The 13743-nt window shown below is 62.7% G+C and carries 11 protein-coding genes; 2 read left to right on the top strand and 9 right to left on the bottom strand.

Translation table 11 applies throughout. The features are described 5' to 3' along the window. Positions 1–127: 127 nt before the first annotated feature. Positions 128–1039, top strand: a complete 912-nt coding sequence (locus ACO07C_RS23360) for a LysR family transcriptional regulator (RefSeq protein WP_421916529.1) — start codon at positions 128–130, stop codon at positions 1037–1039. Here the strand turns inward: ACO07C_RS23360 and ACO07C_RS23355 are convergent, their stop codons facing one another. The 9 genes from ACO07C_RS23355 to ACO07C_RS23315 all read right to left on the bottom strand — a co-directional run bounded on the left by ACO07C_RS23355 (position 1040) and on the right by ACO07C_RS23315 (position 12831). Continuing rightward, complete coding sequence (locus ACO07C_RS23355) at positions 1040–3364, bottom strand: Tex family protein (RefSeq protein ID WP_421916528.1); 2325 nt, start codon at positions 3362–3364, stop codon at positions 1040–1042. Between the two features lie 152 nt (positions 3365–3516). Next, positions 3517–4698, bottom strand: coding sequence for a serine hydrolase domain-containing protein (locus ACO07C_RS23350; RefSeq protein WP_421916527.1), 1182 nt, complete (start codon positions 4696–4698; stop codon positions 3517–3519). Between the two features lie 42 nt (positions 4699–4740). Then, the gene (locus ACO07C_RS23345) at positions 4741–5937 is read right to left on the bottom strand and encodes a serine hydrolase domain-containing protein (RefSeq protein ID WP_421916526.1); all 1197 of its coding nucleotides are present in this window, start codon (positions 5935–5937) and stop codon (positions 4741–4743) included. Positions 5938–5998: 61 nt separating this feature from the next. Beyond that, positions 5999–7033, bottom strand: coding sequence for an extracellular solute-binding protein (locus ACO07C_RS23340; protein ID WP_421916525.1), 1035 nt, complete (start codon positions 7031–7033; stop codon positions 5999–6001). 124 nt (positions 7034–7157) lie between these two features. Next, a complete protein-coding gene (locus tag ACO07C_RS23335) occupies positions 7158–8192 on the bottom strand; it encodes an extracellular solute-binding protein (protein WP_421916524.1) in 1035 nt (344 codons plus the stop codon). A 21-nt stretch (positions 8193–8213) separates the two neighbouring features. After that, positions 8214–9014, bottom strand: coding sequence for an ABC transporter permease (locus tag ACO07C_RS23330; protein WP_421916523.1), 801 nt, complete (start codon positions 9012–9014; stop codon positions 8214–8216). Continuing rightward, entirely contained in the window at positions 9007–9927 is a 921-nt protein-coding gene (locus tag ACO07C_RS23325) for an ABC transporter permease (RefSeq protein WP_421916522.1), read from the bottom strand. The genes ACO07C_RS23330 and ACO07C_RS23325 overlap by 8 nt, the downstream gene beginning before the upstream one ends. 2 nt (positions 9928–9929) lie before the next feature. After that, positions 9930–11030, bottom strand: coding sequence for an ABC transporter ATP-binding protein (locus ACO07C_RS23320; RefSeq protein WP_421916521.1), 1101 nt, complete (start codon positions 11028–11030; stop codon positions 9930–9932). Between the two features lie 121 nt (positions 11031–11151). Beyond that, positions 11152–12831, bottom strand: a complete 1680-nt coding sequence (locus ACO07C_RS23315; protein ID WP_421916520.1) for an amidohydrolase — start codon at positions 12829–12831, stop codon at positions 11152–11154. A 258-nt stretch (positions 12832–13089) separates the two neighbouring features. On the opposite strand from ACO07C_RS23315, the gene ACO07C_RS23310 reads away from it, so the two are divergent. Next, positions 13090–13743, top strand: a complete 654-nt coding sequence (locus tag ACO07C_RS23310; RefSeq protein ID WP_421916519.1) for a TetR/AcrR family transcriptional regulator — start codon at positions 13090–13092, stop codon at positions 13741–13743.

Here is a 13743-nt window from a genome sequence, read left to right as displayed (position 1 = left end):
CGCCCCAAATCATCAGCGATACTGGGGCGCGCACGGATATATGCTGAATTGCCTTGGCTTATCCGCCTCCAGCCCAAAAAAATCAAACGAAATTGCCTCACCATTCCATGAGTGTTAGTAATGGATCATGAGCGTCCAGCGTCGCCTTTTGCCAAACACCGGCGCCCTTGCCGCCTTCGAGGCCGTGGCGCGGTTGGGCTCCTTCACCGCGGCCGCGCAGGAGCTCGACCTGACCCAGGGCGCCGTCAGCAGGCAGATCAAGCTTCTGGAAGATCAGTTCGGCCGCCGTTTGTTCGAACGCGACAGCCGCAATGTCAGGCTCTCGGTCGCAGGCGAGATCTATGCGGAGGCGGTGCGCTCAGCGCTCGGACAACTGCGCGACGCCGCCCTTGGATTGATGAGCAATCGGCATAGTGGCATCTTGAATCTGGCCATATTGCCGACTTTCGGCACACGCTGGCTGATGCCGCTGATCCCCAATTTCGTCGAGAACAATCCCGACATCACCATCAATTTCGTGTCCCGCGTCGGCCGCTTCGACTTCATCAGGGAGAGGCTGGACGCGGCCATCCACTACGGCCTGCCGGACTGGCCGGATGCCGATTCCACGCTGCTGGTGCGCGAGACCGTGGCGCCTGTCGCCTCCCCCGAATTCCTCGCCGGCCGCGCGATTGCCACGCCGGCCGATATTGGCCGCCTGCCGCTGCTGCATATGGCGACACGCCCCGGCGCGTGGACCGAGTGGTTCGAATATGAGGGCCTGAGCGCGCCGACAGGGCCCGGCATGCAGTTCGAGCAGTTCGGCACCGCCGCCCAAGCCTGCATGGCGGGGCTCGGCGTCGCCTTGCTGCCGCAGGTCCTGATAGCGGGCGAATTGCAGCGCGGCCAGCTTGTACCCACGCCGGGCCGGCCGATGGAAAGCCGCGGCGCCTACTATCTCGTCGTCCCGCACGATAAACGGGGTCACCCGCCGGTCGCCAGTTTTCGGGACTGGTTGCTGCGCCAGCTGGACAAGGAGCCGGCGGTTCTGGCGTGGTAGCTACTTCCGCTTCAACGCATCGGCCAGCGCGGCCCCGAACGCACCCTGCTGCGCCGGCCGTTCCGGTTGGCGCTGCGGTGCCGGTCCGCGCGGCGCCGGCTTGCCACCGCCATTGTCACGTGGACCGCCTCTCGACGCACCACCCTCGCCGCCATCCTTGCGCATCGAAAGCGCAATGCGCTTGCGCTTGATGTCGACTTCGACGACGCGCACCTTCACCACGTCGCCGGCCTTCACCACCTCATGCGCATCCTTGATGAAACGGTCGGCCAACTGCGAGACATGCACCAGACCGTCCTGATGGACACCGATATCGACGAAGGCGCCGAAAGCGGCGACATTGGTCACCGTGCCTTCCAGCAGCATGCCGGGTTTCAGATCCTTGATGTCGTCGATGCCGTCGGCGAAGGTCGCCGTCTTGAAGCCGGGGCGCGGGTCACGGCCGGGCTTTTCAAGTTCCGCCAGGATATCGCGCACCGTCGGCAGGCCGAAACGCTCGTCGACGAAGACGCGCGGGTCGAGCGCCTTGAGCGCGGCGCTGTCGCCCATCAGCGACCGGACATCGCGCCCGCAGGCCGCCACGATCTTCTTGGCCACGCCATAGGCTTCCGGATGCACCGACGAAGCGTCGAGCGGCTCGCTGCCATTGGCGATGCGCAGGAAGCCGGCGGATTGTTCGAACGCGCGAGGCCCCAGGCGCGGTACCTTCAACAGATCTTTTCGGCTGGCAAAAGGACCGGTCGCATCGCGATGCGCGACGATGGCATCGGCAAGCGATGCGCCAAGACCCGACACGCGGGCCAGCAGCGGCGCCGATGCCGTATTGAGATCGACACCGACCGCATTGACCGCGTCCTCGACCACCGCCTCCAGCGAGCGTCCGAGCCGGTATTGGTCCACATCATGCTGGTACTGGCCGACGCCGATCGACTTGGGTTCGATCTTGACCAGTTCGGCCAGCGGATCCTGCAGCCGCCGCGCTATCGATACGGCGCCGCGAAGCGACACGTCGAGATTGGGAAATTCCGCCGCCGCTGTCGCCGACGCCGAATAGACGGACGCGCCCGCCTCGCTGACGATCACCTTGAGCGGCTTCGGGCCGCCATCCGCCGGCATGTCGGACAACATATCGGCGACCAGCTTTTCCGTCTCGCGGCTGCCGGTGCCGTTGCCGATCGAAATCAGCTCGACCTTGTGCAGGCGGATGAGCTTGGCGAGTTCGGCTTGCGTGCCGCGAACATCGTTCCTGGGCGGGAAAGGATAGACTGTCGTCGTGGTCAGCACCTTGCCGGTTCCGTCCACCACCGCCACCTTGACACCGGTGCGGATACCAGGATCGAGCCCCATCGTGGCGCGCGAACCGGCCGGGGCTGCCAGCAGCAGATCCTTGAGGTTGCGAGCGAACACATGGATCGCCTCTTCCTCCGCCCGTTCGCGCAGGTCGCGCATCAGGTCGAGCGTCAGGTGCAGCGACAATTTGATGCGCCACGTCCAGCCGGCGACCTCCATCAGCCAGCGATCGCCCGGCAGGCTGCCCCCGATGGCATAGGCATTGGCGATCATCCGCTCGACCGGCTTTACCGGCGACGTGTCATCGGCATCGACGTCGATGTCGAGCGACAGGACTTCCTCGTTGCGGCCACGCAGCATCGCCAGAGCGCGATGGCTGGGCACCGTCGCCCAGCGTTCGACATGGTCGAAATAATCCGAGAATTTCGCGCCGGCTTCCTGCTTGCCCTCGACGACCCTGGCGCGCATGAAAGCGCGATCCTTCATGTAGCTTCTAAGCTTGCCGACCAGATCGGCATTCTCGGCGAACTGCTCCGACAGGATGTCGCGCGCGCCGTCGAGCGCGGCCTTGGCATCGGCGACCTCCTCGGTGACATAGGCCAGCGCCAGTTCGGCGGGAACCAGCGAACGGTCGGCAAGGATGGCCTCCGCAAGCGGGCCCAGCCCACGCTCCCTGGCGATCTCGGCCTTGGTGCGGCGCTTGGGCTTGTAGGGCAGATAGATGTCTTCCAGTTCCGCCTTGGTGACGGCGGCGGCGATCTTGTCTTCAAGCTCCTGCGTCAGCTTGCCTTGCTCCCGGATCGAACCCAGGATCGTGTCGCGGCGCGCATCGAGTTCGCGCAGATAGACGAGCCGCTCCGAAAGCAGGCGCAACTGCGTGTCGTCGAGGCCGCCGGTGACTTCCTTGCGGTAGCGCGCCACGAACGGCACCGTGGCGCCCTCATCCAGCAGTTCGATCGCCGCCGCGGCCTGTTCGGGGCGTGCGGTGATCTCGGCGGCGATGATCGCTGCGATGCGCTTGATGTCGGATGCCATGTCGTTCCCGCTGCTGTGATCCATCGGTTCGCGCGGCCGGCGCGAAAGAGCGGCGACCATAGGCGCACACGATCCTGCCGCCAACCGTGACGTTTTCAACCGTCACGGAGGTCCACAGGAAAGCATGCCGGAATTGAACCGTGTCGAACGGTTCAGACCAGTTGGGTCAGGCCCTCGAAGAACGCGACGATCTCCAGATCCAGCGGGTCATCGACCGGCTCCGGCTGCGACGACATCTTGACGATGATGACTTCCGCTTTCGGATCGACATAGAGCCACTGGCCGTGGATGCCGATGCCGCAATAGGCGCCGCTCGGCTTGCCCGACTGATACCATTTGTTGCGGTACCGGCCTTGTGGAAAAAGCGGTACCATCGCGCCACGCTGCCAGGCATCCGAACTGCCGCCGGTGCTGGCGGTGTCCTCGACCCAGGCCTGCGGCACGACGCGGCGGCCGTTGGCCATGCCGCCTTGGCGCATCATTTCACCGACGCGGGCCAGATCGCGCGGCGTTACCGAAATGCCGCCGGCAGTGCGCGCCGTACCCTCCATGTCGACGCCGATCGATGCTTCGCTCACCGCACCCAGCGGTTGCCACAGCTTTTCGCGCATCAGGTCGGTGAAGCGCTGGCCCGACGCACGTTCGAGCAGCAGGCCGAGCAGGTCGGAATTGGGCGAACGGTAGCGGAAGGTCTCGCCATGCGGCTCGGCAAGGCGCTGCAGGGTGAGGATGAATTCCCGCAGGCTTTCCGTGCCGCCACCCGGATTCCACAGTGTGGCGCGGCGGTAGCGGGCAAAGGCGCTTTCCGGATCGAGATAGGCTTCCTCGAAATCGAGGCTGACCGTCATGTCCAGCACATGCCGCGCCGTTGCGTCGCCATAGGCCGAGCCGGCGGCTTCCGGGATGTACCTGGCGACGGGGGCTTCCGGGTCGAAAGCCCCCTCGCCTTCCAATATGCCGGCGATAATGGCGGTCAGCGACTTGCTGACCGAAAAGACGATGTGGCGGGCGCCGAACTCCATATGCGGCGCGAACCAGTCGCCGATGAACTTGCCGCCTTTCATCACCGTCAGTGCATCGGTGCTGGAGCGTGCAAGGAAGGCGGCGACGGTCTCGGTTCCGCCGGAGATGGCGACCTTCTCGTTGAGCAGCGCGCCCAGGTCCCGAGCCGGAGTTTCGCTGGCGCCCGGCGCAGCCGCGATGGGTGCGGTCGGCACCAACTCGCCCAGGTTCTGGAACGACCATCGGTTGAACGGGTTTTCGCGCCAGTTCGAAAGCAGCACCTGATTGCGGGCAAAGCCATATCGGGTTTCAAACGCGGTCTTGCCGGTCATGGCGGTTCCTTCCGGGTCTTGTTTTGCGGACGTGGTTTTTTCTCAGCCCAGGGCGGCGGCGATGGCGTGGACGGCTTTCAGCGTCGCCACCGAATAGGCGACATTGCTGAAATCCGGCCAGCTCGAAAGCTTCACCACCACCATTTTGGTATTCCAGTCGATATGGATCATCTGCCCGAACACGCCCCGGCACATCAGCGCGCGCGAATGCTGATCCTCGATCCAGAACTGGTTGCGGTAACTGCCTCCGGGCAGGCTCGAACTGAAATCAGGCCCATGCTTGCCATTGCGCGTCGCCTCGATCCAGTCGGCAGGCACGATGCCGCGCCCGTTTTCGAGGATCAGCTGGCCGAAACGGCCATAGTCGCGCAGCGTGGCGTTGAAGCCGCCATCGGCCAAGGCATAGCCGGCGCTGTCGACCGTGAAGCAGGCGCTTTCCTCGGCGCCGAGCTTTTGCCACAGCTCTTCCGAAACCAGCTGCGCCAGGCGCTTGCCGGTCACCCGTTCCATGATGAAGGCGAGCACGTCGGTCTCGATCGAACGGTATTCGAACGCCGCGCCATGCGGCCGGACCGTGTCCTTCAAGCCGAGGATCAGCTCATACAGATGCGCCGGCCAGCGGAAGGCCGGATCGCTGCCGGGCGGCACCGGCTTCCAGCCGGTGGCGACATCGACCTGGCCGATTTCGGAATAGCGATCGGTATATTCCTCGGAAAAGCGCACGCCGGTGGTCATGTCCAGCACATGCCGCACGCTGGCGCCTGCCCATCCGGTCGCGCCGAGTTCCGGCAGATAGGCCGTCACCGGCAGCGCCGGGTCGATGAGGCCGCGTCCGACCAGTATGCCGAACACCGACCCGGTGATCGACTTCGCCATCGACTGCGACAGATGCAGCGTCCGGTCGCTCATGCCGTTGAAATAGCGCTCATAGGCGATCTTGCCGTCCTTGAGCACGAGGAAGCCGTCCGTATAGGTTTCGTCGAGCAGCCCGGCCAGTGTCGTGGCGCCACCGGTGCTGTCGCTTGCCGGCAGCGCGTCGAGATCGGCCTCGGCCCGCTCGAAGCGGTGGCGATGGCCGTTGCCGCGCCACACTTCCACGGTCGGCAGGATTTCGCGGATATGCTGGAACGCCCAGCGGTTCCATGGCGGCCGGTCCCAGTCTAGCTTCGGCGGCACCATCGTGGGCGGCGAACCCTGCATGATCGCCGGCTGCGGGTCGCTGTTGCGGTAGGAACTCATGGCATCACCTGCCTGAAACGAGAGAGCCCGGCACCGGCCGGTGCCGGGCTTCGATGGTCTGCTACTTCTGAAGTTCGGTCCAGATCTTGGTGTAGATCGCGTCGGTCTCCGCCGCGCACATCATGGCCATCGCGCCATGCGGCTTGCTGGCCTCCGGAATGATGATCTCGGGTGCGTCCTTCATCTCCGCGGGCATGAATTTTTCAGACCCGGCGATGCCGTTCGCGTAGCGGTGATAGGCGGAAAGCCCGGCCGCGATCTCGGGATCCATGATGAAGTTCTGGAACAGCTTGGCGTTCTCGACGTTCTTGGCGTCCTTCAGCACGACGACGTTGTCGCTCCAGTAGGTGAAACCTTCCTTCGGATAGCCGAAATGGACTTCGGGACGCGCCAGCCGGATGCGCAGGCCGGCCCCGTTCCATGTGGTCGAGGCCTGGAAATCGCCCGCCTTCATCTTGTCGATGGCGCTGTATTCCATGGCGACCCAGTTGGGCTTGGCAGCCACCAGCAGGTCGCGCGCCTTCTTCAGGATTTCCTTGTCGGCCGTGCACTGCTCGCCGCCCACGTAACGGATCGCGGCGGTCATGACGTCCTTCATCTCCGGGACGACATTGACCTTGCCCTTCAACTCGTCAGGCGTGTTGAAGATGATGCCCCAGGTGTTGATGTCGCCCTTGTAGGTGCCGGTGTTGACGACGGTGCCGACCGTGCCCCAGGCCCACGGCACCGAGTATTTGCGGCCGGGATCGAATTCGGGGTTCGCCCATTCGGGCGCGATGTTCTTGGCGTTCTCCATGCCGCCCGGATTGGTCTCGAGCAAAAGTCCTTCCTTGATCCAGATCGGCAGGTGTGTCTGCGAGGGAACGGCGATGTCGAAACCGCTGCCGCCCTGGCGCACCTTGGCCAGTGCGGTGTCGTTGGAGTCGTAGTCGGTGATCGTCACCTTGACCTTGTACTTTTCCTCGAACTTCTTGATGACATCGGGGCTGGTGTAGTTGCCCCAATTGTAGATGTTGAGCTCACCTTCGGCTTGGGCGAAGCTGGTTGCGGCGAGCAGCGCGAGGGCAGCGGTGGCTACGGACAAGTTAAAATTCACGGCAATATTTTCCTTTCCAACTGTGACGTCTTCTTCTGCAATATGAAGATAAAACGCTAGCCACGGCCGGGATCGATCTTGATCGACCCCGGCCGCGATAATGTCTGCTGAACCGTGTGAAGGGTTACTTCTGCAGCTCGGTCCAGATCTTGGTGTAAAGTTCCTGGGTTTCCGGCGGGCACATCTTCTGGAACTCGCCTTGCGCCTTCGCATCGGCCGGAATGACAACTTCCGGCGCGTCCTTCATGTCGGCCGGCATGTACTTGTCAGAACCGCTGATGGCGTTGGCATAACGATGGAAGGCCGAGAGGCCGGCCGCGTTTTCCGGATCCATGATGAAGTTCTGGAAGAGCTTGGCATTCTCGACGTTCTTGGCTTCCTTCAGAACGACCACGTTGTCGCTCCACAGGCCATAGCCTTCCTTCGGATAGTTGAAGTGGATGGCCGGGTTGGCCAGGCGCTGGCGCAGAGCCGAACCGTTCCAGTCGCTGGTCGCCTTGAAGTCGCCGGCGCCCATCTTCTCGATGGTGTTGTATTCCATGGCGATCCAGTTCGGCTTGGCCGCGACCAGGAGGTCGCGTACCTTCTTCAGGACAGCCTTGTCGTCGGTGCACTGCTGGCCGCCGACATACTTGATCGCGGCGAACATCACGTCGCCCATCTCCGGAACGACGTTGACCTTGCCCTTCAGCTCGTCGGGCGTGTTGAACACTATACCCCAGGTGTTGGCCGGGCCCTTGTAGGCATCTGTGTTGACGACGACGCCGATCGTGCCCCAAGCCCACGGAACCGTATATTTGCGGCCGGGATCGAATTCGGGATTCGCCCATTCGGGCGCAATGTTCTTGGCGTTTTCCATCTTGCCCGGATCGGTCTCGAGCACGAGGCCTTCCTTGATCCAGATCGGAACGTAGGTCTGCGACGGCACGGCGATGTCGAAGCCGGTGCCGCCCTGGCGGACCTTGGCCAGCGCGGTGTCGTTGGAATCGTAGTCGGTGATCGTGACCTTGACGTTGTACTTGGCCTCGAACTTCTTGATCACGTCGGGGCTGGTGTAGTTGCCCCAATTGTAGATGTTCAGCACGCCATCGGCGCGGGCGAGGCCCGTCGAAGCAAGCAACGCCAACCCCATGGCGGTTGCTGTTGTCTTCAAGTTCATGCTTTAGCTCCCATTGTCGGTTTAGTCTCGTTTCCTGCTGATGAAGAAGAACAACGTGACGATTGCGACCGAAAGCAGCAGGAAAGCGGTCGATATCGCGTTGATCTCTGGTGTTATGCCGCGGCGGATCTGGCCGAGCATATAGGTGGGCAGCGTGTCTTGGCCGCCGGACTTGACGAACTCGGTGATGACGACATCATCGAGCGAGATGACGAAGGCCAGCATCAGCCCGGCAAGGATACCCGGCCATAACAGTGGCAACGTGATGCGCCGAAAAGCCTTCCACGGCGTCGCGTAGAGATCGGCGGCGGCGCGTTCCAGCGTCAGGTCCATATTCTCCAGCCGGGCCCGGATGGGCAGATAGGCGAAGGGAATGCAGAACGCCGTGTGCGCGGCGATGAGATAGCCGAGGCCGGAATAGCCGGTGAAGATCTTGATGCGCGAGAAGAAGATCAGCAGCGCCACGCCGGTGACTATCTCCGGCACCATCAGCGGCTGGTTGATCGCCGCGTATTTGAAGGTGAGGCCAGGATAGGATGCCGTGCGCGTGGTGGCGAGCGCGGCCATGGTGGCGCAAATCGTGGCAAGCGTGGCCGCGATGGCGCCGATCTGGAAGGACCGCAGCGTCGCGTCGATGACCTGCGTATTCTGCCACGCCGACTGGAACCACCGGAGCGAAAAACCACCCCATTCCGATGTCGAGCTTGCCGCGTTGAAGGCATAGATGACCAGCACGATGATCGGCAAATAGAGAACGACGAAACAGGTCGCCGCGATCGTGGTGAATCCAGGCTGATGCTTGATGGAGAAGTTGCTAGCCATGACGCACCCCCGACTTGCCCGCATTGCGCACATAGGCGAGCAGCGCCACCATGACGATCAGCATGACGGTGATCGACAGTGCTGAACCCAGTGGCCAGTTTCGACCCTGGCCGAACTGCAGTTCGATCAGGTTGGACAGCATCATGTTCTTGCCGCCGCCCAGCACGCTGGGCGTCACATAGGCGCCCAGTGCTGGAATGAAGACAAGGATGGAGCCCGCGATGACCCCCGGCTTGACCAGCGGGAAGATGATGCGCCGAAGCACGCGGAACCGTGTCGCATAGAGATCGTAGCCCGCCTCCACCAGCCGGAAATCGAGCTTTTCCATGCTGGCGTAGATCGGCAGCACCATCAGCGGCAGGTAGACATAGGCCATGCCGATGAGGATCGCCGTGTCGGTATAGAGGATCTGGATCGGCGCCGAGATGATGCCGAGCTTCAGCAGGATCGTGTTGATGATGCCTTCGTTTCGGATGATCTGCAGCACCGCGAAGGTACGGATCAGAAGGTTGGTCCAGAACGGAATGGTGATCAGGAACAGCCAGAGATCACGTGTCTTTTCGCTGCGCGTCGCCATGAAATAGGCGGTCGGGAAGCCTAGCGCCAAAGTGGCGATCGTCGTGACGACGGCAAGCTTGATCGAGCGCAGGAAGATGGTGACGTGCGCCGCCGCGAGCGAAAGCGTATCGTCGAAAATGTCGCGTTCCAGCAACACCGATGTCCAGGCGTCGGACGAGAATTGCCATTTGACGTCGCCATAGGCGCCCGGCGTCAGGAACGAATAGATCAGTACGATCAGCAGCGGGCCGGTCGCGGCCAGGAAAATGATCAGCAGCGCCGGCGCCGACAGGAACCAGCGGTCACGAATATCCCGCTGCTCCGCCGCTTTGGCGACTTCTTCCGCGGTCGCCATCATCAATCCTTCAGGACCTGGGCAGCGTCGCCGCCGATGAGGATGCCGACCTTGCCGCCCTGCACGATCCCGTCGCCGACACCACGGCTATTCTGGCGCCGCACGATGAAGGGCTCACCATCGTCAAGGCGAAGATGGAAGTGGGTGTCGGTGCCCAGATAGACGATGTTCTCCACCGTGCCGGAAAGCGACGCGCTGGGGCTGGCCGCGGCCAACTGCGCATGTTCAGGGCGGACGACGATGGTGACCTTGCCGCTTGGTGTAAAGCCGTCCGGCAGCGAGGCCGGGATTTCCACGCCCGATGACAGCTTCACCGTGGCCTTGCCGGCGGACACGCTGGCGACCTCGGCCTTGAGGAAGTTCGATTCACCGATGAAGTCAGCGACGAAACGCTCGGCCGGCCGATCGTAGATGTCGCGGGGCGAGCCGACCTGCAGGATCTTGCCCGACGACATCACCGCGATGCGGTCCGACATCGTCAGCGCCTCTTCCTGGTCGTGGGTGACGAAGATGAAGGTGATGCCGGTCTCGTTCTGCAGACGCTTCAGCTCGATCTGCATGTCCTTGCGCAGCTTGTAGTCGAGCGCCGACAGCGGCTCGTCGAGCAGCAGCACCTTGGGCTGCGGCGCCAGCGCCCGGGCCAGCGCCACGCGCTGCTGCTGGCCGCCGGAAATCTGGCTGGTGCGGCGCGCGCTGAGCGCCTCCATCTTGACCAGCTTCAGCATCTCGGCGACGCGCGCCTTGATCTCGGCCTTCGGCTTGCCCAGCATCTCCAGGCCGAAACCGATATTCTCCGCCACCGTCATGTGCGGGAACAGCGCGTAGGACTGGAACACGGTGTTGACCGGCCGCTTGAACGGCGGCAGCACGGCGATGTCCTGGCCATGGAGCAGGATTTCGCCAGCGCTTGGAAAGTCGAAGCCGGCGATCAGCCTCAGCAGTGTCGTCTTTCCACACCCGGAAGGCCCGAGCAGCGTGAAGAACTCGTTCTCGCGGATCGACACCGAAACCGTGTCGAGGGCGGCGACTTGCGTCTCACCGGTGCCGAACACCTTGCGGACGCCACGAACTTCAATTGCATTCTTACCCGGTTGATCCGGCACGATTACCCCATTGTCTGGCCTGCCCTTCAAGGCAGGTTTGATTGTTGATTATTGTTCCCGAGTGCTGATTAGCCTGGTCAACACAGCCGATCCCAATTGAGAAAGCAAGCCCCCGGAACCATCAAGCCTGGTAGGTGACTTTGCCGCCACAGATCGTGATCTGCGATCGCACATGGTGAATCATCTCCGGGTCGATTGCCTCGATGTCGGCAGACAACACGACCAGGTCGGCCAGATATCCTGGCTTCAGCATACCCTTGCGATGCTCGGCGAATCCGGCATAGGCGCCCTCGACTGTATATGCGGCCAATGACTCACGAACCGAGAAGCTCTGGTCCGGATCGCTCTGCGCCCACGGTTTGCGCAGCACTGCCGCCTGGATGCCCAGGATCGGATCGATCGGCGATACCGGCCAGTCCGAAGCAAAGACGACATGCGCGCCGGCATCCTTCAGCGTGCGCCAGGCATAACTCAACGGCCAGCGCGCGGCTCCGATGCGCGATACGGTCGGCTCCAGCGGAAGGCCCATTGCGCCCGGCGGATGCGGCGGCTGCATCGAGGCGATGACGCCGAGTTCGGCAAAACGCGGCACATCCTCGGTCGTGGTGACTTCGATATGCTCGATCCGGTGCCGGCTGTCGCGCTTGCCATTGGCTTTTTGCGCCGCCTCATACCCATTGAGGACAGCGCGCACCGCCCCATCGCCGATCGAATGCACGGCGATCTGAAGCCCGCGCTTGTCGATGGCAACGGCCAGGTCGATGAACTGCTGCGGCGTGAAGAGCGGCTCTCCCACCCAGTCCGGACGATCGGCGTAAGGTTCGACCATCACGGCCGTCCATGAATCGAGCACGCCGTCATAGAAAACCTTGACCATGCCCGACGACAGCCATTCGCTGTTGAAGCGCCTGGACATCTCGGATGCCTTGTCCAGCATGTCGAGCGTCATGAAATTCTTGTAGTGGAACGGAATCTGGACGCGGCAGGGCAAGCCCTCCTCGGCTTCGATTTCGGCCAGCAGTTCGAGCTGGTAGAGATTGCCGTCCATGTTCTGGATCGAGGTGATGCCGTGTCGCGCGCACCATGCCAGGCCGCGCCGCATGATGTCGCGGTCGTAAGCGCGTTCCGCCGGCGTGGGCATCGGATCCGGCTCGCCGCCAGTCGCCAATCCCAGCCGGACCCGGCTTTCGCCGGCAAGATCGAGCACCGGGCCGAATGCTTCGCCCTCGCGCAATTCTCCAGCCGCAAGGCCATCGTCACCCATGACGATCTCGTTGCCTGGACCAAGCGTGCGGCCATGCAGAATGCCGGCCATTTCCAGCGCCTTGGTGTTGGCCCACATCGTGTGATGGTCGGGAGCGGCCATGATGAAAGGCCGGTCCGGCAGTATCCGGTCGAGGTGATGGCGCGTCACGCGCTCGTCGCCGAGCACGGTGTAGTCGACGCTCTGGCCGACCAGCATCTTGGCGTCGGGCCGGGTCGGCGCATAATCGCGGATCGCCTTCTGCAGCGCCTCGAAACCGTGGACGCCCGCCAGTTGCAGGTGGGCAAGCTCGGCGGCGCCCGAAAACAGATGCATGTGGGCTTCGATGAAGCCCGGGATCACGGAGCCGCCCTTGGCGTCGATGACCTTCGTGGCCGGCCCCATGAGCTTTTCGATGGCGGCGCGGCTGCCAACGGCGAGGATGGCGCCGTCCTTGACGGCAACGGCCTCGGTGGTTGGATTGCCATCGTCCATGGTCAGCACACGACCATTGATGACGATCAGATCCGCATTGTGACCCGCACCCGTGACAGACATCGCGACTCCGCGCTTTTGACGACTGACTGAGACCGACAACCCACTGCCCAACCAGCTACTCTCACTGGAGCGGCGCGATGGGACAAAAAATGATGCCAGTGCGCTGTCTTCGAAATTCCCCTTGTTATCGCGAAAAACAGCGTGGATAAAAGAATGCGACTAATTATTCGCGTTTGTCAACATACGGAATTTGGAATGTATTGTGGACGGCACCCCGCGCTTGTGTTGGGACCAGGCGGGGAACGAGGACATCAAGCCGTGAAGCGCAGTCTCGATCGCAAAACCAGGATAGCGCTCGAACCGCGCAAGCAACCGCGGCAGCAGCGGTCCAGCAAGGTGGTCGACAGGATACTCGACGCGGCGCTGATCCTCACGCGCGAGCAGGGAACCAAGACACCGACGACCCTCGCCATCGCACAGCGCGCGGGACTGTCGGTCGGGTCGGTCTACCAGTACTTTCCCAACAAGGAAGCCATCCTTCTCGACCTCGCCCGGCGCTGGCTGTCCTCCTTTCCGGAGGTGATAGAAAAGCGCATCAAGGTGGCCCCGCCAACCAACCGCGAAGAGTTCCGCAACGAAGTGCGCAAGCTCTTCATCGACACGTCCAGGCTCTATCTCGACAACGCCACGCTGATGCCGGTCATCGAGGCTATTTCCGGCAACGCCGACCTCAGGCCGATCCAGAACGAATATGACGAACAGATCATCGCGCTCTACGCCGCATGGCTGCGGCATGTGAACCCGGCTCTGGATGAAAAGATCGCCAGCCGTCTCGGCGTGGTGATGATGGAAGTCGGGCACGCCTGCCGGCTTGTGGGGTTGAAGAAAGACCGCAGGACATTCGACCTCATCGAGGACGATGTGGAAACCATGTGGCTCGCTCTGGTGAGCCCCTATCTCAATCTTGGCTAA

This window comes from Mesorhizobium sp., from assembly GCF_965229135.1.
Lineage (GTDB): Bacteria > Pseudomonadota > Alphaproteobacteria > Rhizobiales > Rhizobiaceae > Mesorhizobium.
The sequence above is the reverse complement of the archived record's forward strand: the minus strand, read 5'-3'. Positions and strand labels throughout refer to the sequence as shown.